Origin of the sequence: Chondromyces apiculatus DSM 436 (genome assembly GCF_000601485.1) — a bacterium.
GTDB lineage: Bacteria > Myxococcota_A > Polyangia > Polyangiales > Polyangiaceae > Chondromyces > Chondromyces apiculatus.
Genome location: NZ_ASRX01000031.1, coordinates 87,489 through 110,185 on the forward strand (window position 1 = coordinate 87,489; position 22,697 = coordinate 110,185).

Consider the following 22,697-nt stretch of genomic DNA (forward strand, 5'->3'; position numbering starts at 1 on the left):
GTGACGCTGACAGGGCGGCGCTCACGCCCCCCGCTTCGCGTGGACTTCGTCGATGACCTTCAGGGCCTGCTCGGCGGTGAACGGCTTCTCCAGCAGCGGCCTCCCCGAGTCCCGGAGGAACCGCTCGACGTTGTCCCCGAACCCGACGCCGGTCATGAAGATGAGCCCTTGCAGGAGCTCGGGCTTGGAGGTGGCGAGGTGCGCGTAGAAGGCCTCGCCGGACATGCCCGGCATGCGCAGGTCACACATCACGACGTCGTAGGAGCGCCCCTCGGCAAGGAGGGCAAGCGCCTCCTCGCCGTTCGAGGCAAGCGTCACGGCGTGGAAGCGGCGCAGGTGATCGGCCAGCGCGCGGGCCAGGGGAGCTTCGTCCTCGACGATGAGCAACTTGATCCGGGTGGCATGGCGCGGCTTCGCCACAGCGACCTCCGCTGGAGCGGCGTCGCTCTCCTCGACGGGCAACACGATCACGAACCTGGAGCCATGAGGCTCGCTGCTGAGCCCCCCGGAGAAGGCTGGGCTTTCCACCCGGATGGTCCCTCCTGCGCGCTCCACGATCTGCCGGCTGACGAACAGGCCGAGACCTGAACCCGTCTCGGAGCTCCTCACCGTCGACAGGGGTTCCCATAGCCGCGACATCTTCTCGGCAGGGATCGGGGCCCCCGTGTCGCTCACCTCGATCTCCACCGTCTGCCCGTCGCTGCGGGTCTCCACGGTGACCACGTGCCGGTGTGGCCCCTGCTTGGGGCCGCCCTTGGGGATGGCCTGGGTCGCGTTGATCAGGAGGTTCACCACCACCTGCGCGAGGCGTCCTTCGGCCATGAGCACCGCGGGGACCTCCAGCAGGCGCAGCTCGAGCTGGGCCCGGTCGACGATCTGACCACGGGTCAAGCTGAGGGCCGTCTCGATGCTCCTGCCTACGTCGACCGGCACCCGTCGGCTGAGATCATTCGACGAATACTTCGTGAACGATCGGAGATCGTCGCCGATGGCCACGATGCGCTGAGTGGAGGCGCGCAGGTCCAGCAAGAGGTCCTTCACGATCGTCGCCGACTTCCCCTCCATGCGTACGTCGCGCCCGTGGAGTGTGCGCTCGAGCAGGCCGATGCCGAGGGTGATGAAGGCAGCCGGGTTGTTGATCTCGTGCGCCACGCCTCCGGCGAGCGTTCCGAGCATGGCGAGCCGCTCCGCCTGCACGAGGCGCTTCTGCTGCTCCTCCTCGTCGAGGTTCCGCTCCAGGCCCTCACCCAGCGCGTCGGTGATGTCGAGGAGCAACTCGACCGGCGCTCTCGAGGCAGCCCCCCGCTCACCGTAAGCGACGACGAGCGCGCCGATGATGGCGCGGGGCTCACCCGCCGCGGCATGGCCACGTACCGGCAGCGCGAGGTGGGAGAGGAAGCCGTTTGCTGCGGCAGTTCGTTCCAGCTCGTTGCCCTGGTCGTGATCGTCGCTCAGCGAGAGCTGCCCCGCAACGAACACCTGCTCCTGGAAGTGCCTGGAGACGGTGACGCGTCCACCGGTCGAGAGCGACGGACAGGCGTCTGCAGGCCACAGGGCGCGGAGCTGGCTCTCTCCGTCGGACTCCGGGACGAGCAAGCCCAGGGCGCGCAGGGGCGAGGTGCTGGCCATTGCCTCGGCAAGCTCCTCGAAGGCCGGTGGCCTGAGGAGGTTCGCGTGCCGCACGGCAACGCGCAGGACCGCGTTCCACAGATCACTGCGAACCTGGCGATCAGGTCTGTCCACGGCCGGTCATCCCGAATGCTCCATCATCGTTCAGGTTCCCCCGGGACAGCAAGACCTAGCCACGCAGCCTGCAGCGCGCAGACGGCACTCCGGTCAGTTCTCGGTGCAGCGCTGGAGAAGGCGCCGGGCGGCGTCGAGCCTCGATGGATTCGGACCGCTCCGCTCGTAAAGGTCGAACGCACGCGTTGCCGACGCGGCATCACCGAGACCACACGCGACGACGAGCCTGAGCCGCGCCGCCTCGGCGCGGACCCGCGGCAGATCCATGGATGCGGCGAGCGCCAGATCCAGCCTCTGCGCCGCGTCGTCGAGGCGCCCGCCGCCCGTGCGCTGCCGGGCCAGGAGGTAGCTCGGGAGCCCATCTTCCGGTGTGGAGGCAGCCCAGGCCCCGAGCAGCTCGGCCGCACGCGCAGCGTCGGGATCCATGGCCCGGCTCCCGATGAGCAGCTCGACCACCGGCGCCCATGCCCGCGCGTCCACGGCTGCCTTCACCTTCACGTCCAGCGTCCTCAGCCGGTCCTCGTCCACCATCCGCGAGGCCACCTCGCCGAACAGCAGCGCTGCGCGCTCTCCCTCGTGGGCCGCGAGCGCGGCGTTGGCCAGCATCTCCAGCGCGCGATCGCGCAGGTGGCGCGGCACCTTCTCATCCCCGGCGATCGTCTCCAGCGCAGCGACGCCCTTCACGCGCTCCCCAGCCGCGAGGTCCAGCTCCGCCAGATCGATGCGCGCCGTCGGGCTCCCGTCGAGGGTGATGACCTTCTCGAGCTGCTCCCGCGCCCCCACGAAATCGCCTCGACCTTGCAGTCGCTCGGCTTCCCGCTTGCAGGCATCGACCACGCGCGGGCAGCGCCGACCGAAGATCGCCGGCCGATCGAAGCGCGCCTGTGCCTGTACCCGGGCGGCATCGGTGAGCACGATGGCGTCGAGCTTGTCGTGCCACTCGCGCTCCATCGCTTCCCATGGCGCGCCGGTGATCTCGGGGAGCGGCTGTCCGCCATACCAGGCCCGCACCGCGCCCGCACCATGACGCTCGTGCACCCACTCCACGAATGCGCCGCTCACCGTGTACGCCGTGGACGAGTTCTCCGCGAGGAACCCGAGGGCGAACAGGCGCTTCAGCCGGGGGAGCAGGCGAAGATCCTTCATCGCCTTCGCCCACTCCGACGCGGAGAGATCCCCCTCGCGCGGCGAGCCGGCGACGGCGATCCCCTCGATGAGCCCCGGATCGGGCAGGAGCCCGCCGAGCGCACCGGCGATGCGCAACGGCCCCCGCCCGAAAGCGCCGGCCATCACGTGCATGATCTCGTGACCCAGCGCCGGGTGCGGGTAGCCGCTCTCCTGAAGGTACACCTCGCGGCGCCAGGGCTTGGCGATGTACGTGCGCGCCGCCCCCATCAACGCCCCCTTCTGCTCGGCATTCGCGAACACGTAGGCGCGTATCCGGAGCGGCTGCCCATCCACCAGCGCCGGCGCTCCCAGCCACCGCTCTGCCGCCGCCACGTGCGCGTCGCAGTCCTGCACGAAGCGGCGCGCTTCGTCGGCCGGGAGCCCGCGCGGATGGACCACATCACAGCGGCGCCCCTGCGTGGTGGCCCCGAGTTCCTCGGAGATGGATGCCGCCGTCTGCCAGTGCCCGAGCGCATCTCCCCACGCGCTCACGGCCACGCTCCCCACGAAGGCCACAGCTCCGAGCACGAGCACCCCGGGTCGCCCCAGCCAGTGAACGCCGATTTGCCCTTCCTCCTCACGCCTCAGGTGCAGGGCAGCCACCGTCGCCGCCACCAGCGTGGCGCCCGTGCCCACGCGGTAGGTGATGAGGCCCGTGTACGAGACGATCGTGTCGTAGAGCGTCCCGCTGAAGAAGCCCACGAATGGGTCGTAGGCGAAGATGATCGGGCTCGTCACGAAGCGCACGACGGACACCACCACCGAGGCGACCGGCGCAGACAGCGCCAGGAGGACGGCAGCCGTGCGTCGACGCCGGACCCGCGCCGCGACTTCCCCTGCGATGGCGCCCCAGGCGCCTCCCAGCATGGCGCCGCAGAACGGCCCCAGCGCGAAGAACGCGCTCCCCGCTGGCAGGTCACAGAAGCCCACGCGCAGCCCATGGATCAGCGTGGTGAAGTACGCTACCGACGCAAGCGCCGCCCCGACGGCCACGCCGCGGCCCAGGGCATCGAGCGGTGACGGGCGGTGCCGAGAGACGTCGATCGCAGTGACGATCGCCGCAGCGCCCGGGACGAGCAGTCCTGCGGCAAGAGCGCTCTCGTAACCAGGCCCTCCGAAGAGGGGCAAGAACCCGATGAGCAGCATCGCCGTCGCGATCACTCCGGCGCCGATCCGGACCACCCTGGAGCCATGGAGCTGCGGCATCGCCCCATCCTTGAAGGCCGGACACATCACCGTCCAGTCCTTTTCGACCGCGCGTCCTGAACCTCGCAGCGCGCCTCGCGCCCCACGCGGATCAGGACGGCGCACCCTCCATCACAGACCGTCGATCCGACCCTGCCGAGGGTCACGATCCCGCGCCATTGCGCCCATCATTCATGAAGAAATGCCTCGGCCAGCGCCTGCATCAACGGGCTCCGCTGACCTTCGGGGCGGTCCGGAAGATACCCCTCGTTGATGGTCCACACGATCGCGCCGCCGAGCCCTCGCCCGCGGACGAACTCACCCTTCTCCAGGATGGACGCCTCGTCCTCGTAGGAGATGAACGTGCAGCCCTGTGCCCCCTGCGGCGACGGATAGCTCAGGTAGGGAGCTCTGGCGGTTTCATCCCAGAGGCGGCGCTCCGGCGCGTAGTAGTTGTCCATGATGCGCGTGAAGCTCATCACGTTGTCGTCCGCCACGATGGTCGCACCATCCACGGCCATCCCGGGAGCCGTGACCGGCGCAGACCAGCACGACCCGTAGAAGCCGATCCCCACCCCCAGCTTCGCGGCGGGAACACCGGCCGAAAGATATCCGTCGATCGAGCTCTCCACCGAGCTCGGCGTGGTGGGCCCATGGCCGGTGAGGGCCGACGAATGCCAGCTCTCCCACCCATCCCACGGCCCCGCCATGCTGTAGCTCATGACGTTGATCTGATCGAACAGCGGCGCGATCTCTCCGTAGAACGCCTCCACCTCGGGAGCGTTCGCGTTCACCCACCCGACCGGCAGGGTGAGCACCGCGTCCGGCGCGGCGTCGCGGAGCGCCTCTGCGAGCGCGCGAAAATCTGCCTGGTCGGCGACCTCGATCGGCTCCCAGTCGAGATCGAATCCATCGAACCCGAAGTCGGCCCTGAGCTGCAGCAGGTTCTGCACGAACGTCGCCCGGTTCGCGGCGGATGCTGCGCTCACCCACGCCTCATGCTCGCCCGCGCCCCCGAGCATCACCACGGCCGCCTTGCCGTGCTCGTGCGCGAGCTGCACCAAGTTGCGCGCGAGGTCGGGGCCCGCGTCGGGGCCGAGGTCGAGGCTCGTGTCCAGGCTGCCGTCTGCCCTGGGGACCACCCGACCGATCATCAGGTGCGTCAGCCCGGACCACGCGATCTCGCTCGGTGGATACAGATCCTGCTGGTACCCGACGTAGTACCCGCTCACCCATCGCTCGCCCGTGCCTACCGGAGGACCGCCACCGCTGCCGCCGCCGGCGCCTCCACTGCCTCCTCCAATCCCTCCCGAGCCGCCCTGGCCCCCACCATCACCATCATCCCCCCCGCAGGCAGGAGCAGCGAACAGCGCGACCAGCAGGCATCCGAGGAACGAGGTTCGCGTGAGCATGGGCAGCACCGTCGAGCGTATCTCCACCCCGCTGACCAGGTCCAGCGCCCGCCAGTCCATCGCTCGGCCACCGCTCGGCCACCGCTCAGCCGTGACCCACCCCTCACCGCGCCATGTCGCCGCGACGCTTGCGTGCTCCTCGAGGCTTCGGCGTCGCCCACGGCTCCCCTGCGATGCGCTCCGCAAGCCAGTCCACGAACACCCTCACCTTCGCAGGCTGGTGTCGCTGGTGCGGGTACACCACGAAGATCGAGAGTTCATCTCGAAAGTACGGTTCCAGAACCGCCCTTAGCCGGTCCACGGCGAGGTCAGGCCCCACCACGGAGCACGGCAGCATCGCCAGCCCCAGCCCGTCGAGGACCGCCTGCCGCAGCACCACGATGTTGTCGACCACGAGGTTGCCCGTCACCGGCACTGGCACCACCTCGGAGCCCATCTCGAAGAGCCACTCCGGGCGCCGGAGCGCGAGCCGCAGGCAGTTGTGCTTCGACAGGTCATGAGGCGACTCCGGTATCCCGCACCGGGCAAGGTAGGCGGGAGCGCCACAGATCACCCGCCGATCGACCCCGATCTTGCGGGCGACACAGGAATCCTCGAGCTGCTGCGCGAAGCGTACCCCCACATCGAACCCGTCGCCCACGACGTCCACCGGACGATCCGACAGCGACAGTTCGAGGCGCACCTTCGGGTAGCGCGCGGCGAACTCTCCGAGCAGGGGCGCGAGCTGCATCATCCCGAACCCCACCGGGACCGACACCCGCAGGATCCCCTCGGGGATCTGCCCCGCCCCGTGCAGCGCCGACGCCGCCTCGTCGGCGGCAGCCAGGAACGGCGTGCACCGATCGTAGAGCCTCGCCCCGTCCTCCGTCAGCGTCAGTCGCCGCGTGGTGCGGTGGATCAGCACCACCCCGAGCCTCTCCTCCAGCGCCGAGAGCCGCGCGCTCACCACCGACTTCGACAGCCCCAGCGCGCTCGCGGCCCCCGTGAACGACTTGTGCTCCACGACGCGCGCGAAGGTCGCCATCGCCACGAGCTCGTCGAGAGAGGCGATCACCATTGTTCTTATGACAGAACAGTGTGGTCGACGGAACCCCCCTACCCGGCCCGCCCCACGCGCCGCATAAGCGGACGATGCCTCTCTCACCCCCCCGTGGGGATGCTCCCACCGCACAGCGCGCACCGCACGCCTCCTGCCCATGACCAGCCGCACCAGCACGCTCACCTCCCCTTCCGGCAGCGCCGTCCCCCTCGGCGCACCCACCGAGCTGCGCCTCGCGCTGATCCTCGGTGCTCTCAGCGCCATCGGGCCGCTCACCATCGACATGTACCTGCCGAGCTTCCCCGACCTCGCCACGGCGCTCGGCGTGAGCATCGCATCGGTACAGCTCACCCTCGCCGCCTACCTCGCGGGCCTCGCCGTGGGTCAGATCGCGTACGGCCCCCTCGCCGACCGCTTCGGCCGACGCGCGCCTCTCCTTGCCGGGCTCACCCTCTACGTCGCCGCCTCCCTTGCCTGCTCCATGGCCACGACCCTCCCCGTGCTCGCCACCGCCCGCTTCATCCAGGCCCTCGGCGGCTGCGCCGGCATCGTCATCTCCCGCACCGTCGTCCGCGACCACTTCGACGAGCGTGGCTCCGCGCGCCTCTACTCCTCGCTGATGCTCGTCATGGGCATCGCCCCCATCCTCGCCCCCCTGATCGGCAGCCAGCTCCTCCTCGTCGCGAGCTGGCGCGCTATTTTCCTCGTGCTCGCGCTCGTCGGTGTCGCCGCGCTCCTCATGATCGCCCTCGCCCTCCCCGAGAGCCTCCCTCCCGAGGCCCGGCGGCGTCGCAGCTTGTCCGACGTCTTTCGCACCTTCGGCGGTCTGCTCCGCGAGCGACGCTTCGTTCGCCTCTCCATCGCCGGGGGCACGGCGCAGGCAGCCATGTTCGCCTACATCTCGGGCTCGCCCTTCGTGTTCATCGAGCTCTTTCACATCTCCCCGCAGCGCTATCCCCTGATCTTCGGCGCCAACGCCTTCGGCCTCATCGCTGCCTCCCAGATCAACCGCTGGCTCGTCGGCCGCCACGGCGTCATCCGCGTGTTCCGCGTCGCGATCGTCATCGCCCTCGCGGCCTACGCCGCCCTCTGGCTCTCCATCCAGTTCGACGTCGGCCTGATCGGCGTCATCCCCTCCCTCTTCGTCGGCATCGCCTCGGGTGGCCTGATCCTGCCGAACGCCACCGCGGCCGCGATGGCCCCCTACGGCGCGCAAGCCGGAAGCGCCGCCGCGCTGCTCGGCACCCTCCAGATGGCCTGCGGCGCCACAGCCGCGGCCACGGTGAGCGCCCTCGCGGACGGCACCGCACGCCCCATGGTCACGGTCATGCTCGGGTGCGCCGTGCTCGCGCTCCTGCTCGCCGCTCCCGAGCGTCCTGCCCCCCGACCGGCCTGACTGGCCCCGCCCCCTCCCGCACTCCCCTTCCGTCCCCCCTCACTGCCCCACCTCACAGCCTGCTCCGGCGCGCTCCTCACCCCGCAGGAGCGCTCCCGGTCAGCACGCGCCCCCCTCCGTCTGCCGCCGGCATGCAGGCCCTCCCTCCTCTCCCGCCTCTTGACAGTACCGAGCTCACCCAGTACTTTCTATTGAAAGTGAGTTTCAACATCAACAAACCCCCGCCTTTCCGCCGGCCCGAGCTCGCTGACGTTGCCGCGCGCGCCTATGCCGACGACGCCTTCCCTGATCTCGAGCTGCACGACCAGGGTGCCCGCGCCCTCGCGCAGGTGCTCCACGTCGAGCGCGCGGGCTTCTCGGAGCTGGAACTCCGCTCACTGGCTGCACGCACCCGGCTCGTGGACGATGTCGTGCGCGACTTCTTCCAGCGCCACCCCGAGGGGCTCGCCATCGGCCTCTTCTCGGGCCCCTGCACGCGATTCTCGCGCGTCGACAATGGCCTCCTGCACTGGGTCGACCTCGACGTGCCCTACGTCGCCGAGTGGAAAAGCCGCCACGCTCCCCAGACCTCCAGGTACACCCTCGCCGCGGGCTGCTGCGCCTGTCACCACTGGCTCGATCGGCTCGCCGAGGCCCCCGACTGGCCCACCCTGCTCATCGGTGTCGGCCGCTTCTCTCAGCTCGGCGCCGAGCCGCTCTCCAACTTTCTCACCCACGCGACCCTCCGCCTCGGCGCCGGCGTGGAAGTCCTCCTCGACGCGAGCCCCGCGCTCGATCTCCGCCCGCACAAGCAGGGCCCGGGATACCGCGTCCAGATCCACCGGGAAGACGGCGCGGTCGAGAGCTTCCCCTGGCTCAAGGTCCTCGCCGAGGATGGCTACCCTGAGCCGCTCGGCTCACGCGTCCGGGCCGAGAACCGCGCAGCGCGCACGACGTCCAGCGGAAGCACGCCTCTCCTCTGCCACCTCCGCCTCGCCTGAAGCGGTCTCTCTCACGCCCAGCACGCCTCGATCTCACCCGGCCTGCCCTCTCCAGAGACAGCGCTGCTTTCCCCATGCCCGGTCACCATCACGTCAGGCTCGGGGCGGCGTGATCAGCGGCACCACCCGGTCCTGGTGCAAACGCGTTAGTGCCTCCGCGTCTTCGGGCCGCTCCGGCAGAGGTAGCAGCGGAACTCGCGCGAGCCCCGACGTCTCCAGCCGACCGAGCGCAAAATCGCGGAGCGGGGCCAGATCCTCCGCCCGACAGTGGCTCCCGTGGATCCCGTCGTACAGGTGGGTCACGTAAGCCGCGCACAGCCGCGCGGGCAGCTCCCGCACTTTCTCCTTTCCCACCCACCGCACCACCGCCATCAGCGGCACTGGCGAAGCCTCCACCCCGAGCGCCGCCAGGTCCCGAAAATCTGGCTGCGAGTACGGTAGCACCGCCGGATCTACGACCGAGAACCCGCTCCGCCCGTAAGCGCAGAGCCGCACCACCGAGTCCATCTTCACCGGATCCACCGGCTCCTGCTCCACCGCCAGCAGCAGGTCCACCTCGTCCTGCGCGAACCCCGCCGCGTGGATCGCCGTCCGCCCGAACTGCACCGGCAGCAGCCGGAACAGCGCCGCGAGCCCGCTCCGTCGGTACGCAGGCCTCACCAGCGCATGCGCCAGGTACACCACGCATACCCGCGACTCCGCGCACAGCGCCACGGTGCAGTCCCGCGCCCCCACGACCTCTCCCGCCTCGTCCCGCGCCAGCACCAGGTGGTAGCGCATCTCGTAGGGCCCCCGCGCGTACCGCGGCGAGGCGGCGAAGCGCTCGTGCACCTCGCGGCGCTCGATCTCCCCGAGCGGCCCGAAGTATCCCTCCAGGGCCCCATAGGCCTGCGCGAACGCCGGATCCTGCGGCCCCTCGACATCTTCCAGCGAGAACCGCGCAGCCGCCGCCCGCGCCTTCTCCCCGGCCTCTCCCTCGAAGAGGCCGGCGAAGTCCACCTCGAGCTTCACCCCGCCATCTCGCGCGCCACCGCGTCGAGCACTCCGAGGGCCTCGTCCACCTCGTCGCGGCTCAGGATCAGGTGGGGCCGCATCCGCACCGACCGGCTCCCCGTGTACGTCGCGAACACCCCGCGCCGCAGCGCCCGCTTCAGGAAATCGTCACGCTGCGCTGTGGTCGGCAGATCGAGCGCCAGCAGGAACCCCTTCCCCCGCGGCTCGCTCAGGATCGTCGGGTAGCGCTCCGCCAGCGCCTCCAGCCCCGCCAGGAAGTGCGCGCCCACCTCCCGCACGTGCGCGAGCAGCCCTTCTTCCTCCACGACCCGCAGCGTCTCCAGCGCCAGCATCGCCCGCGCCCGGTCGCCGTTCCGCGTCTGGTACATCCGCCCGAACTGCCGGATCGTGTAGTCGTCCGTCGCGAAGAAGCCCCCCATCTGCAGCTTCTTCCCGAACACCACCAGGTTCGGGGCGTGCTCCAGCCCGAACTGCTCGTGGGTCCACATCGTCCCCGAGATCCCGCCCCCCGTCTGCACCTCGTCCAGGATCAGCGCACACCCCGCCTTCTTGCAGAGTGCCTGCACGCCCCGGAAGAACTCCGCGCTCGCATGCCGGTCTCCCCCCTCGCTCTGAACGGGCTCCACCAGCACCCCCGCCACCCGCGGGCCGTACTCGTCGAGGATCTGCTCGAGCGCCGACAGCGCCTCCGCCTCCCGCGCCGCGTTCTCGTCCGCGTACCGCGCGAGCGGGAACCGATTCGCCGGGAACGGCGCGATGGGCCACCGGAACGCCGGGATGTCCGCCTTGTGAATGGTCTTCGAGTGGGTGCACGACAAAGACCCCATGGTCCTGCCGTGGAATGCCCCCGAGAAGCTCACGATCACCGCGTCCGACCCGGCATTCGCCAGGATCGCCTCCTGCTCCTCCGCGGGCAGTTCCAGCGGGTTCGCCGGCCCCCCCGCCGCCACCCGCCGCCGCTCCCCGTGCACGATGAAAGCGGCTTTCAACGCGTTCTCGATACCCTCCGTCCCGGCATCGACGCAGAAGATCCGCTGCATCCCCTTCGGCGCGTAGGCCTTCAGGCCTTCCAGCACGTCGAACCAGCTCGACGCCGGACAGAAGGGCGACGAGGTGGGATTGATCGACCCTCGCACGAACTCGTCGGAACGCGCCACCGCGAGGAGCCGCGGGTGGTTGTACCCAAGGCACCCAAGGGCGAAATGGGAGAACAGGTCCAGGTAGACGTTCCCATCCACATCCACCAGCGACGAGCCCTGGCTTTTTGCATCATCCACCACGAGCAGCCGGTAAATCGACTGCATGTCGAGCGTCCCGGTCGCCATCACCTCCCGGGCGCGCGGACCAGGAACCTCAGTGAGCACACCTCGGGTCAGGACATTGGAGTTCACACGGGCCTTCTACCACGCAACGCCGCGCACACACCACGAGGTAGGCGCTCCTCCCCCTCCCTCACCCGCACGGCGTCCATTGTACGCAGGGGCTCACCCTGCGCGCGCATCCTCCACGATGCAACGCACAGGCTTTGACATGAGCGCTCCGACGCTGGAGAGTTCCCCGGGTCACCCGTGAGCGATCCCCCGTCCCCTGCACCTCCCAGCAAACCCCCGCCTGCCTCGGGGGGACACAGCCTGGGACAGGTGATCTCCGACCGATATCGCCTCGTCGAGCTGCTCGCGCGCGGGGGCATGGGGGCCGTCTACAAGGCCGAGCACCTCCTCCTGCGCAAGTGGGTCGCGGTCAAGCTGCTCCACCCGCACACCCGCGGCCTCGCCGAGCACGTCCAGCGCTTCGAGCGCGAAGCCATCGCGGGCGCGCACCTCCAGCACCCGAACATCGCCACCGCCACCGACTTCGGGAAGCTCCCGGACGGCGCCTACTTCCTCGTCCTCGAATACGTGCGCGGCATCTCCCTGCGCGACCTCATGCGCAACGGGCCCATCGACCCCGCCCGCGCCGCCCGCATCGCCCGCCAGATCGCCTCGGCCCTCGCCGCCGCCCACCAGCACGGCATCATCCACCGCGACCTCAAGCCCAACAACGTCATGCTCGATCCGGCCCAGGGCGACCTCGTCAAGGTCGTCGACTTCGGCCTGGCCAAGGTCCCCCTCGACCGCCTCGACATGACCGACAGGAACACCGAAGGCCGCCCTGCCCACCGCGCCATCACCCAGAAGAACATGGTCTTCGGAACCGTCGCCTACATGGCGCCCGAAGCAGGCGGCGGCATGGACAAGGTCGACGAGCGCTCCGACCTCTACGCCCTCGGCATCATCCTCTACGAGATGCTCACCGGCAGGCATCCCTTCGACGCCACCGAGCGCTTCGAGCTCTTCCAGCAGCATTGCACCACCCCGCCTCCGCCCTTTCGCGAGCGCGCCCCTCAGCTCGAGATCGCCCCCGAGCTTGAGGCCATCGTCATGCGCCTCCTCCGCAAGGAGCCGCCCCAGCGCTTCGCCATCGCCCACGACCTCGTCGACGCCCTCGACGCCGCCGTCCCCCAGCTCCGCCCCGCCTCGCGCTCGGGCTCCTCTCCGGACCTCGGCGACATCAAGGACCTCGCGCCTTCCTCGGTGCGCAGCGTCCTCGTCGCCCCCTCCAGCTCCCGCCCCGACGAAGGCGCCCTCCGCGACCTCATCCCGCCCGCTCCTCCCCCGCTCTCGGTGCGCACCCCGGCCGCGCTCGCGGCCATGGCGCCCCCGCTCCCCGCAGCGGCCAGGGGCTCCTCCCCCGTCCTCCCCACCGCCTCCACCCTCGCCTCGCTCTCGGCGCAGCCCGCGGCCTCCACCTCGCAGGCCTTCCCTGCGCCGCAGAAGCGCGGCACGTCCCGCGCCCTCATCGCCGGCATCGCCGTCGCCGCGGCGGCCATCGGCCTCGTGCTCGTTTTCGTCCTCCCCTCGTCGAGCACCACCACCACGGCCACCGACCCTGCCACGGCCCAGAGCGGCGCTCCCACCAGCGTCCCCACCGCGGCCACCCCGCCCCCTGCGCAGGATCGCGATCGCCTCATCAACGCCGCCAAGCACCAGGAGTGGGCGTCCGGCGAAGAGTCCCTCATCCGCCTGATCCAGACCGCCCCCGAGAGCCTCCGCGACCCCGCGCTCCGGCAGGCGATCCCCGTCATCGCCTCCAAGATCCTCGGCCGCGACGACGAGCGCGCCACCCTGGTCCTGAACACCCTCGACAAGCAGCTCGCCCCCGAGGGCTACGAGATGCTCTACGACATCGCGGCCAGCGAACGCAGCGAGCGCGCCACCGAGCGCGCCATGGACGTCCTGCACCGCCCCGACGTCCTCCCCCGCCTCTCCCCGGCCATCAAGATCGCTCTCGAGCTGCGCGAGGCGCCTTGCAAGAAGAAGCCGAAGCTCTTCGAGCGCGCCGTGAGCGAGGGAGACGCCCGCCTCATCCCCGTGCTCGAAGGCCTCCGCGCCTCTTCCTGCAAGACGCGCGGCGACAGGTGTTGCCTCAACACCAATCCCTCCCTCGTCCGCAGCCTCAAAGCCCTCCGCGCCCGCGTCGTAACGCCCTGATCGCGCCCGGCGCGCGTCGAGAACCCCGTGCTGTGCGCCTCAAGCGGCGACAGGGAGCACCTCGACGCGCGCGCTCAATGGCAGCTCCTCGCTCTCCTCGCGGAGGGGCAGCTCCACCGTGAACACCGATCCCTCTCCTGGCTCGCTCTCCACCCGGATCGATCCCCCGTGCGCCTGCGCCACGGCCCGCGCGATGTAGAGCCCCAGCCCGAGCCCCCCGAAGTGCCGCACCGGCACCGCCCGCTCGAACCGCTCGAAGATCCGCGCCTGGTCCTCCTTCGCGATCCCGATCCCTCGATCACGCACCGCGATCCGCGCGCCGCTCGCTGTCGCCCGCGCCGACACCACGATCGGCTGCCCCTTCCCGAACGTCGCCGCGTTTTTCACCAGGTGCAGGACGAGCCGCTCCACCTGCGCCCGATCCACGCACCCCCACAGCCCCTCGTCGGTCTCCACCACGATCGCTCCGGCCAGGGACGGCTGCTGCGCCGCCGCCCGCGCCGCTGCCCCCCGCACCAGCGCGCCGAGATCCACGCGCTCGCGCGTCACCGAGAGCTGCCCCGCCTGGATGCACGACGCCTGCACCAGCTCGTCGCAGAGCACCCCGAGCCTCCCGAGCTGCCTGTCGAACACCTCCAGCATCGCCGCCACCCGCTCGGGCGTCGCCACCTGCTGGTCGGCGATCGCGCGCCGGATGAGCTGCGCCTGCAGGGTGAGCGACGTCAGTGGCGTGAGCAGCTCGTGTGAAGCGAGCGAAAGAAACTCATCACGCAACCGCGCTTCCTCCGCATGGACCGAAGCCCTGCGCTCCTCGTGGTTCATCAGCCTGTTTGTGTGGATCGCCGCCATGGGGAACTCTCGGCCGCCTCCAAGGCGACCCTCCGCGCTCCCACCAAGCATCCATTGTGCCACTCCCCACACTGTGGCCGCCGGGTGCGCAACCCCCTGAAACACCGGAACCGCATGCGCCGTGCCCGGACGGACGCCGCATGCCCGCGTCGCAGCGCTCCGCCACCCACGACCGCCCCGAGCAACCAGCCGTGCTGCGGCCTCCCCCGGCCTGGAGCCCCCGTTCTCACGACCTCCGCGCGGAGCCTCCCCCGGCGCGCCACGTGAGCAGGCACACCTCACCGACGGCACCTGCCGCATCCATGCGCGCCCATCCCCAGCGCGCGCTCCGCGCCCATCGGTTCCCGAGCATCCCCGGCATCCTCTGACAGGAGAGTGACAGGAGAGGAGCCGACCTCGAGCGCCGAACGCACAGCCCCCCTACGCCGCCGCGCGAGGTCCCCCCCCGAGGCCGCCCTCCCTCCAGAGGCCTCACGCCGCACGCATCACGCCCCGGGCTGCCCCTCGATCTCGTCTTCCCCGTCGCCCCCCGCGCGCGTCTCCGGCGGACGCGACGGCGCCTGCAGCACGATGGGCAGGATCTCCTCCATCGTGGAGATCAGGGTGATCTTCATCTGCTCGCGGACGTCCTGGGGCACGTCGTCCAGGTCGCGCCGGTTCTTCGCGGGGATCAGCACCTCGCGCATCCCTGCCCGGTGCGCTGCCAGGAGCTTCTCCTTGATCCCGCCCACCGGCAGCACCCGGCCCCGCAGCGAGATCTCTCCCGTCATTGCCACGTCGCTCCGCACTGGCGCCCCGAGCAGGAGCGACGCCACCGCCGTGAACATCGTCACCCCGGCGCTCGGGCCGTCCTTGGGCGTACCGTGCTTCGGCACGTGCACGTGCAGATCGATCTCCTTCAGCCAGAGCGGATCCAGCATCAGCCGCTCCGCCTTGCTCCGCACGAAGCTCACCGCCGTTGTTGCCGACTCCTGCATCACGTTCCGCATGTTGCCCGTCAGCACCACGTTGCCGCGGCCGGGCATCTTCGAGGTCTCGATGAACAGGATGTCGCCGCCGGCCGGCGTCCAGGCCAGGCCCGTCGCCACGCCCGGGTCCAGCGACCGCTCCGCCATCTCCGGCCGGTAGCGGTGCGCGCCGAGCACCCGCTCGACGTGCTCGGGCCCTGCCACCTCGTGCACGTCCTCGCCCTCGGCCACCTTCACGGCCGTCGCCCGGCACACCGCCGCGATGGTCCGCTCGAGGCCGCGCACCCCTGCCTCGCGCGTGTAGTGGTCGACGATCGACTCCACCCCTTGCTCGGTGAACTCCAGCCGCTCGTCCGTGAGCCCGTGCGCACTGAGCTGCTTCGGCACCAGGAACTCCCGCGCGATCCCGAGCTTGTCCTTGCGGGTGTAGCCCGGCACGTCGATGACCTCCATGCGGTCGAGGAGCGGCTCCGGGATCCCGTCGTAGTTGTTCGCCGTCGCCAGGAACGTCACCTGCGACAGATCGAAGGGCAGGTCCAGGTAGTGGTCCTGGAACGTCGAGTTCTGCTCCGGGTCCAGCACCTCCAGGAGCGCCGCCGCCGGATCCCCGCGCATGTCGACGCCCATCTTGTCGACCTCGTCGAGCACGAGCACCGGGTTCTTCGTCCCCGCCTTCTTGAGCGCCTGCAGGATGCGCCCTGGCAGCGCGCCCACGTACGTCCGCCGGTGCCCACGGATCTCCGCCTCGTCGCGCACGCCCCCGAGCGCGATCCGCTCGTAGCGCCGCCCCATGCTCCGCGCGATCGACTTCCCGAGCGAGGTCTTCCCCACGCCCGGCGGCCCGATGAACAGCAGGATCGGCCCCTTCTTGTCGGCCCGGAGCTGCCGCACCGCCGTGAACTCCACGATGCGCTTCTTCACCTTCTCCAGGCCCAGGTGATCCTCGTCGAGGCAGCGCCGCACGTCATCCACGCTGATCTTGTCGACCGTCGTCTTCGACCACGGCAGGTCCGCGATCCACTCCAGGTACGTCTTCGTGACGTTGAACTCCGCGGATTGCTGCGCCATCGACCGGAGCCGGCTGATCTGCTTGCGGACCACCTTCTCCACCTCCGCCGGCACCTTCTGCCGGCGGATGCGCTCGCGCAGCTCGTCGATCTCGTCCTCGTCGCCGCCCTCTCCGAGTTCCTCCCGGATCGACTTCATCTGCTGCCGCAGGATGTACTCGCGCTGCGACTTGCCCATCTCCTCCTGCACCATGGAGGAGATCTCCTTCTTCACCCGCAGCACCTCGAGCTGGCGCCCCACCATCGCCAGCACCAGCCGCACACGCGCCTTCACGTCGAAGGCCTCGAGGATCTCCTGCTTGTCGCCCACCGACGCCTGCGCCTGCGGGAAGTTCGAGGCGATGAGGTCCGCGAGCGCCCCTGGCTCCCGCACGTTGTCGAGGATCCCCGCCGTGTCGCGCGGCAGGTTCGGCATCAGCCCCAGCACCTCGCGCGTCGCCTCCCGGAGGCCCGCCCCGAGCGCCTCCAGCTCCACGTCGCGCACCAGCGACTCCGGGATGCGCTCGATCTTCGACCGCATGTACGGCTCCAGCGCCACCGTCGACTTCACCCGGAACCGCCCGAGCCCGTTCAGCACCACCGAGTAGTTGCTCGGCCCGAGCCGGATCACCTTCACCACCCGGGCCAGTGTCCCGATGGTGTAGAGTTCCTTGAACGTCGGCTCGTCCACGTCCGGCGAGCGCTGGCTCAGCACGCCCACCATCGCCCGCTCTCGCCCGAGCAGATCCTCCACGAGCCGCACGCTCCGCGGCCTGCCGACGTTGATCGGCACCACCGACATCGGGAACAGCACGGAGTTGCGCAGCGGCAGGATCGGAACCGTATCCGGGTCACTCTGAGGAGGCGTCTTCGAGCTCGGCTCGCCGGTCGACATGCCAGCAACCCTAGTACAGCGCGGTCAGAGAGGCCACGCCCCCCGCCGATCTCACCGTGAGGGCAGCGGGGCTCCGACCGCGCTCCCCAGGTGACGGATCCGCCACCCTCGGCTCCGCGCCGCTCCCGGATGCATCCCCCGCTCGTACCGAGGCGCTCTGCGCAGCGTCAGAGGGTAGCGACCAACGGGAGCGTAGGGGCCGACAGGCCCCTGATTCAAGGTACGTAGTACCCTAGAAGTCGCGGATCTTCCAGACGCCGTGCTCGCGCAGGAAGGCCACCGTCCCGCCGGCGCCGTATGCCATCGACGCACTGTCCCCGGTCTCCTCGATGGTCGCCGTCGGCAGCGCTGCCTTGATGGCCTGAACGATCCGCTGCATCTGCTCCTTCTGTGCCCCCTCCCACGCCGCCTTCAGCTTCGCCGGCGTGAGCTGCGCCGCATCCGCGCGCTTGCTCCCTGCCGCGCCCTCGCCCGCCGCGCCCTCGCCTGGCGCGCTCCCCTCCCCCGCGCCGCCCCCGAGCCCACCGAGCCCTTCCTTCTCCGCGTCGGGCACGTACCGCAGGATCACGTCGTACCGCTTCCGCTCGAACGCCCTCAGGAACCCCACCAGGGCCTGCCGCGGCGTCGACTGCCCGTACAGGTCCACCGCTGCCGCATCGAGCCGCCACTTTCCCCCCTCGAAGACCAGCTCTATCTCCTCCCCGTTCGGCACCGTCACCGTCGCCGTCACCACCGGATCCGCCGCTGGCCGCGCGATGGCTCTGCCTATCTCCTGCACGTCCTCGGGGTTCTCCTTCACGGCGCGCCGGAACGCCTCCAGCGACATCGACCGCCGCGCCTCGTCGGAGAGGAGCCGGTACGCTTCGTCGACCCGTCCTTCCTGGAGCGCCCGCGCATAAGCCCGCAGCGCATCGCTCGGCCCCTGCTGCACGTACGCGCCCGAACCGCAGGCCGAGAGAAGCAGCAACGCGACCAGAGCCAGCCGGAATCTCACGGCCGCCCCATACCACAGCATCCCCACGGCGGGGTCCCGCACCCGGCTCCCTGGAGTGCGCACCCGGTTCCCTGGAGTGCGCACCCGGCTCCCTGGACTGCTCACCCGGCTCCCTGGACCGCGCCTTCTGGTCTCACGCCTGTCATCCCTGCTCCGCGGCCGCGGCCTGACGCTTCCGGCGCAGCGCGAAGGTGATGCCGTCCTTCAGCGAGCGCAGCGTCACCACAGCGCCCACATCCACCCCGAGCGTCACCAGCGTCTGCGCCACGTGCGGCTGGATCCCCGTCAGCACCACCTCGGCCCCGAGGAGACGCACAGCCTTCGCGGTCCGCATCAGCACGTCGGCGACGTGCGAATCCATGATCCCCACCCCGGTCACGTCGATCAGCACCGTGCTCGCCTGGTGCTCCACCACCCCGTTCAGCAGCGTGTCCAGCACCACCGCCGCCCGCCGGTTGTCCATCATCCCGATCAGCGGCAGCGCCAGCACCTGCTCGGCGAGCGGCAGGAGTGGCGTCGACAGCTCCCGGATCATCGCGTCCTGCGCCTCGATCACCCTCGCCTGCAGCGACTCCCGCTCCACCTCTGCCTTCCGCTCCGCGCTCACGTCGCGCAGCACCATGCCCAGGACTCCCCCGGAGCCGGAGGCGCCCTCGATGGTCACCAGCGTCGCGATCACCACGAGCTGCCCTCGCTCCTTGCAGGGCAGGAGCAGCTCGCCCTGCCAGAAGCCCGAGCGCTGTACCTGCCGCATCGCCTCCACGAGCGTCTCCTGCACCTCCGGGTACACCTCCACCACCCGCTTGCCCACGGGCGCCTCGCTGTTCCCCGCGAGCCGCACGTACGCCGGGTTCGCGTAGAAGATCACCCCCTCCCCGTCGACCAGCGCCACCGCGTCCGGCACGGACTCGGTGAGCGTGTAGAAGTTGCGGAGCTGCGCCGCGCGCTCCACGGCCGCGCGCTCGAGCTGCTCGTTCTGCTTCCGCATCGCCTCCGCGGCCTCGCGCGCCTCGGTGACGTCGGTCCCTACCCCCTGGAACTCGACGACCTCCCCGGCCTCGTCGAGGATCACGTAGTCCGTCCACCGATGCCAGCCGAGGCTCCCGTCAGGCCGGTGAACCCGCTGCTCGCTGATCCAGACCGGATTGTCCTTGCCGAGCTTCCCGATCTCCATCTCCACACGCGCGCGCTCTTCCTCGGCCAGCACGGGCACGATCGAGGTGCCGATGAACGACTCCGCGGCCTCCCCGAAGTACCGGCAGTAGGCGCCGTTCACGTACGTGAGGCGCTGGTCCCGGGTGAACCGGACCACGAGCTCTTGCTGCGCGTCGAGGATCCCCCGGTAGCGCGCCTCGCGCTGCTGGCACGCCGCGAGTTCCTGGGTCAGCGCCTCGTTCCTGCGCGTGAGTGCCTCGATCTCCGCTTTCAACGCTGCGACGTCGCTCATCCGTGAACTCCTCCCCTTCGCCGGCCCCCCCCTTCGCCGACCCCCCCCTTCGCCGACCCCCCCTTCGCCGACCCCCTTCGCTAGCCCCCTTGCCTCTCCGCCGTCATCCCCTACCTGTCGCCTGACGCCTCCTGCGCATCGCGAACGCGATGCCATCCTTCAACGAGCGCAAGGTCACCGTGGCGCCCACGTCCACCCCGAGCGTCATCAGCGTCTGCGCCACGTGCGGCTGGATCCCCGTCAGCACCACCTCGGCCCCGAGAAGCCGCACCGCCTTTGCCGTCCGCATCAGCACATCGGCGACGTGCGAATCCATGATGCTCACCCCGGTCACGTCGATCAGCACCGTGCTCGCCTGGTGCTCCACCACCCCGTTCAGCAGCGTGTCCAGCACCACCGCTGCCCGCCGGTTGTCAATCACCCCGATCAGCGGCAGCGCCAGCACCTGATCCGCGAGCGGCAGGAGCGGCGTCGACAGCTCCCGGATCATGGTCTCCTGCGCCTCGATCACCTTCGCCTGCAGCGCCGCCCGCTCCGCCTCCGCCTCCCGCTCCGCGCTCACGTCGCGCAGCACCATGCCCACCACACCCCCAGCGTCGCTCCCGCTCTCGATCTTCACGAGCGTCGCCAGCGCCACGATCTGCCCCCGCTCCGCCGGCAGGAGGAGCAGCTCGCTCTGCCAGAAGCCCGCAAGCCTCGCCTGGCGCATCGCCTCCTCGAGGATGTCCTGCACCTCGGAGTGCACCTCCACTGCGCGCTTGCCCACGGGAGAGTCGCTGCCCCCCGCGAGCCGCACGTAGGCCGGGTTCGCGTAGAAGATCACCCCCTCGCTGTCGATCAGCGCCACCGCGTCCGGCACGCACTCGGTGAGGGTGTGGAAGTTGCGGAGCTGCGCCGAGCGCTCCACGGCTGCCCGCTCGAGCTGGTCGTTCTGACGACGTACCGCCTCCTCGGCCTCACGCCCCTCGGTGATGTCGATCCCCACCGCCTGCATCTCGGCGACCTCTCCCGCCTCGTCGAAGAGCACGTGATCCGCCCACCGCTGCCACGCGATCCGCCCGTCGGGGCGGATGACCCGGTGCTCGGTCACCATGAATGGCTTGTCCTTGCCGAGGCTCCCGAACACCCCTTCCACGTACGCGCGATCCTCCTCGGGCACGAGGGGCGTGAAGGTGTTGCCGAGGAGCGACTCCCGCGTGCGCTCGAAGTAGCGGCAGTAAGCGTCGTTCACGTAGGTGAGCCGCCCGTCGGGCAGGAGCCGGCAAATGAGTTCGTGCTGCGCATCGAGGATCCCCCGGTGACGCGCGTCGCTCTCCCGGGACGCTGCCAGCTCCCGGGTCAGTGCTTCAGTGCGGCGCGTGAGCGCTTCGATCTCTGCCTTCAAGCCCGCGACGTCGCTCATGCGTGAACTCCCCTGTGCCCATAGCCCCCCCTTCCGCAGTTGCCGCGCGGCACCCTGGCGATCACGCCGCCCAGTCCCGCATCCATGAAGATCGCGAGAGTGGCGCGCGATGTCCACCGCGCAATGCGTCATTCCCCAGTTGGTGAGATACCATGCCGCTCACGCCCCAGTCGAGAGCTCACGCTTCCGGCGCATCGCGAACGCGATACCGTCCTTCAGCGACCGCAGCGTCACCATGGCGCCCACGTCCACCCCGAGCGTCACCAGCGTCTGCGCCACGTGCGGCTGGATCCCTGTCAGCACCACCTCGGCCCCGAGGAGCCGAACCGCCTTCGCGGTCCGCATCAGCACGTCGGCGACATGGGAATCCATGATCCCCACCCCGGTCACGTCGATCAGCACCGTGCTCGCCTGATGCTCCACCACCCCGTTCAGCAGCGTGTCCAGCACCACCGCTGCCCGCCGGTTGTCGATCACCCCGATCAGCGGCAGCGCCAGCACCTGCTCCGCGAGCGGCAGGAGCGGCGTCGACAGCTCCCGGATCATCGCGTCCTGTGACGCGATCACCTTCGCCTGCAGCGCCGCCCGCTCCGCCTCCGCCTTCCGCTCCGCGCTCACGTCGCGCAGCACCATCCCCAGGGACCCGTCCAGACCAGCAGGTCCCTCAATCTTCACGAGTGTCATGCACACCGCGAGCTGCCCCCGCTCCTCGGAGAGGAGGAGCAGCTCGCTCTGCCAGACGCCCGCGGACTTCGCCTCGCGCACCGCCTCCTCGAAGACGGCCTGCACCTCCGGGAACATCTCCGCCACGCGCTTGCCCACGGGCGACGCACCGGCCTCGGCGAGCCGCACGCAGGCCGGGTTCGCGTAGTGGATCGAGCCCTGGTCATCGATCAGCGCCACCGCGTCCGGCACGGACTCGGTGAGCGTGTAAAAGTTGCGGAGCTGCGCCGCGCGCTCCACGGCTGCGCGCTCGAGCTGCTCGTTCTGACGCCGCATCGCCGCCTCGGCCTCGCGCCCCTCGGTGATATTGGCCCCGACCCCCTGAAGCTCCACCACCTCCCCGGCCTCGTCGAAGATCACGTAGTTCGCCCACCGCTGCCACACCCGCTGCCCGTCGGGCCGGATGATCGGCAGCTCCGTGAGCACGAACGGGTTGTCCTTTCCGAGGCTCTCCATCCGCTCGCCCACGTACGCGCGATCCTCCTCAAGCAGCACCGGCGAGAAGGTGTTGCCGAGGAGCGACTCCCGGGTCCTGCCGAAATACTGACAGTAGGCGTCGTTCACGTAGCTGAGCCGCCCATCGGGCGTGAAACGGCAAATGAACTCGTGCTGCGCGTCGAGAATCCCCCGGTAGCGCACCTCGCGCTCACGGCACCCGGTGAGCTCCCGCGTCAGCTCCTCGTTGCGACGCCCGAGCTCCTCATTGCGACGCCCGAGTTCCTCGACGCGACGCGTGAGCGCCTCGACCTCTGCCTTCAGCCCCGCGACGTTGCTCATCCGTGAACTCCCCCTTCGTCTTCATCCTGGCGTGTGGCGCGCCGGAAGGCGCGCCCTCGGCGCCGCATCGGCCACGGCGGACACAAGCCTCATCCGAAGGTGAGCGCGAGAGTGACTCCCGAGGCGCTCG

Annotated in this window: 16 protein-coding genes; 4 read left to right on the forward strand and 12 right to left on the reverse strand. The window is 70.2% G+C overall.

The window, feature by feature from the left end; all coding sequences use genetic code 11:
- Positions 1–21 precede the first annotated feature (21 nt).
- The 4 genes from CAP_RS20965 to CAP_RS20980 form a co-directional block, all read right to left on the reverse strand.
- Complete coding sequence (locus tag CAP_RS20965; protein WP_231511598.1) at positions 22–1,743, reverse strand: hybrid sensor histidine kinase/response regulator; 1,722 nt, start codon at positions 1,741–1,743, stop codon at positions 22–24.
- 93 nt (positions 1,744–1,836) lie between these two features.
- Positions 1,837–4,143 carry a tetratricopeptide repeat protein gene (locus CAP_RS20970; RefSeq protein ID WP_052375597.1) on the reverse strand — a complete coding sequence of 769 codons (2,307 nt, stop codon included), beginning with the start codon at positions 4,141–4,143 and terminating at the stop codon, positions 1,837–1,839.
- A 140-nt stretch (positions 4,144–4,283) separates the two neighbouring features.
- On the reverse strand, positions 4,284–5,507 hold the full coding sequence (locus CAP_RS20975; RefSeq protein ID WP_156040995.1) for a glycoside hydrolase family 18 protein: 1,224 nt from the start codon (positions 5,505–5,507) through the stop codon (positions 4,284–4,286).
- A 103-nt stretch (positions 5,508–5,610) separates the two neighbouring features.
- Positions 5,611–6,564 (reverse strand): LysR family transcriptional regulator, encoded by a 954-nt coding sequence (locus CAP_RS20980; protein WP_044243864.1) that lies wholly within the window; start codon positions 6,562–6,564, stop codon positions 5,611–5,613.
- A gap of 139 nt (positions 6,565–6,703) precedes the next feature.
- On the opposite strand from CAP_RS20980, the gene CAP_RS20985 reads away from it, so the two are divergent.
- Both CAP_RS20985 and CAP_RS20990 read left to right on the forward strand, forming a co-directional pair.
- On the forward strand, positions 6,704–7,942 hold the full coding sequence (locus tag CAP_RS20985; protein WP_081865104.1) for a Bcr/CflA family multidrug efflux MFS transporter: 1,239 nt from the start codon (positions 6,704–6,706) through the stop codon (positions 7,940–7,942).
- Positions 7,943–8,139: 197 nt separating this feature from the next.
- A complete protein-coding gene (locus CAP_RS20990) occupies positions 8,140–8,922 on the forward strand; it encodes a class I SAM-dependent methyltransferase (RefSeq protein ID WP_044243866.1) in 783 nt (260 codons plus the stop codon).
- A gap of 93 nt (positions 8,923–9,015) precedes the next feature.
- Here the strand turns inward: CAP_RS20990 and CAP_RS20995 are convergent, their stop codons facing one another.
- A complete protein-coding gene (locus tag CAP_RS20995) occupies positions 9,016–9,933 on the reverse strand; it encodes a hypothetical protein (protein ID WP_052375599.1) in 918 nt (305 codons plus the stop codon).
- Positions 9,930–11,327, reverse strand: a complete 1,398-nt coding sequence (locus CAP_RS21000) for an aminotransferase class III-fold pyridoxal phosphate-dependent enzyme (protein ID WP_044243868.1) — start codon at positions 11,325–11,327, stop codon at positions 9,930–9,932. Before CAP_RS21000 ends, CAP_RS20995 begins: the two co-directional genes overlap by 4 nt.
- 177 nt (positions 11,328–11,504) lie before the next feature.
- On the opposite strand from CAP_RS21000, the gene CAP_RS45155 reads away from it, so the two are divergent.
- Positions 11,505–13,466 carry a serine/threonine-protein kinase gene (locus tag CAP_RS45155; RefSeq protein WP_197041281.1) on the forward strand — a complete coding sequence of 654 codons (1,962 nt, stop codon included), beginning with the start codon at positions 11,505–11,507 and terminating at the stop codon, positions 13,464–13,466.
- 39 nt (positions 13,467–13,505) lie between these two features.
- Here the strand turns inward: CAP_RS45155 and CAP_RS21010 are convergent, their stop codons facing one another.
- Positions 13,506–14,315: a sensor histidine kinase gene (locus tag CAP_RS21010; protein ID WP_063748728.1), complete on the reverse strand. Its 810-nt coding sequence runs from the start codon at positions 14,313–14,315 to the stop codon at positions 13,506–13,508.
- Positions 14,316–14,455: 140 nt separating this feature from the next.
- Here CAP_RS21010 and CAP_RS53825 point away from each other — a divergent pair, with 140 nt between their 5' ends.
- Complete coding sequence (locus CAP_RS53825; protein WP_231511599.1) at positions 14,456–14,683, forward strand: hypothetical protein; 228 nt, start codon at positions 14,456–14,458, stop codon at positions 14,681–14,683.
- A 117-nt stretch (positions 14,684–14,800) separates the two neighbouring features.
- Here CAP_RS53825 and lon read toward each other — a convergent pair whose 3' ends face one another.
- The 5 genes from lon to CAP_RS45165 all read right to left on the reverse strand — a co-directional run bounded on the left by lon (position 14,801) and on the right by CAP_RS45165 (position 22,567).
- Positions 14,801–17,224 (reverse strand): endopeptidase La, encoded by a 2,424-nt coding sequence (gene lon, locus CAP_RS21015; protein WP_044243870.1) that lies wholly within the window; start codon positions 17,222–17,224, stop codon positions 14,801–14,803.
- Positions 17,225–17,456: 232 nt separating this feature from the next.
- Positions 17,457–18,218 (reverse strand): nuclear transport factor 2 family protein, encoded by a 762-nt coding sequence (locus tag CAP_RS21020; RefSeq protein WP_156040998.1) that lies wholly within the window; start codon positions 18,216–18,218, stop codon positions 17,457–17,459.
- 142 nt (positions 18,219–18,360) lie between these two features.
- Complete coding sequence (locus CAP_RS45160; RefSeq protein ID WP_052375601.1) at positions 18,361–19,665, reverse strand: PAS domain-containing protein; 1,305 nt, start codon at positions 19,663–19,665, stop codon at positions 18,361–18,363.
- 103 nt (positions 19,666–19,768) lie between these two features.
- Entirely contained in the window at positions 19,769–21,067 is a 1,299-nt protein-coding gene (locus CAP_RS21030; protein WP_052375602.1) for a PAS domain S-box protein, read from the reverse strand.
- A 159-nt stretch (positions 21,068–21,226) separates the two neighbouring features.
- On the reverse strand, positions 21,227–22,567 hold the full coding sequence (locus tag CAP_RS45165; RefSeq protein WP_052375603.1) for a PAS domain-containing protein: 1,341 nt from the start codon (positions 22,565–22,567) through the stop codon (positions 21,227–21,229).
- Positions 22,568–22,697: the final 130 nt, after the last annotated feature.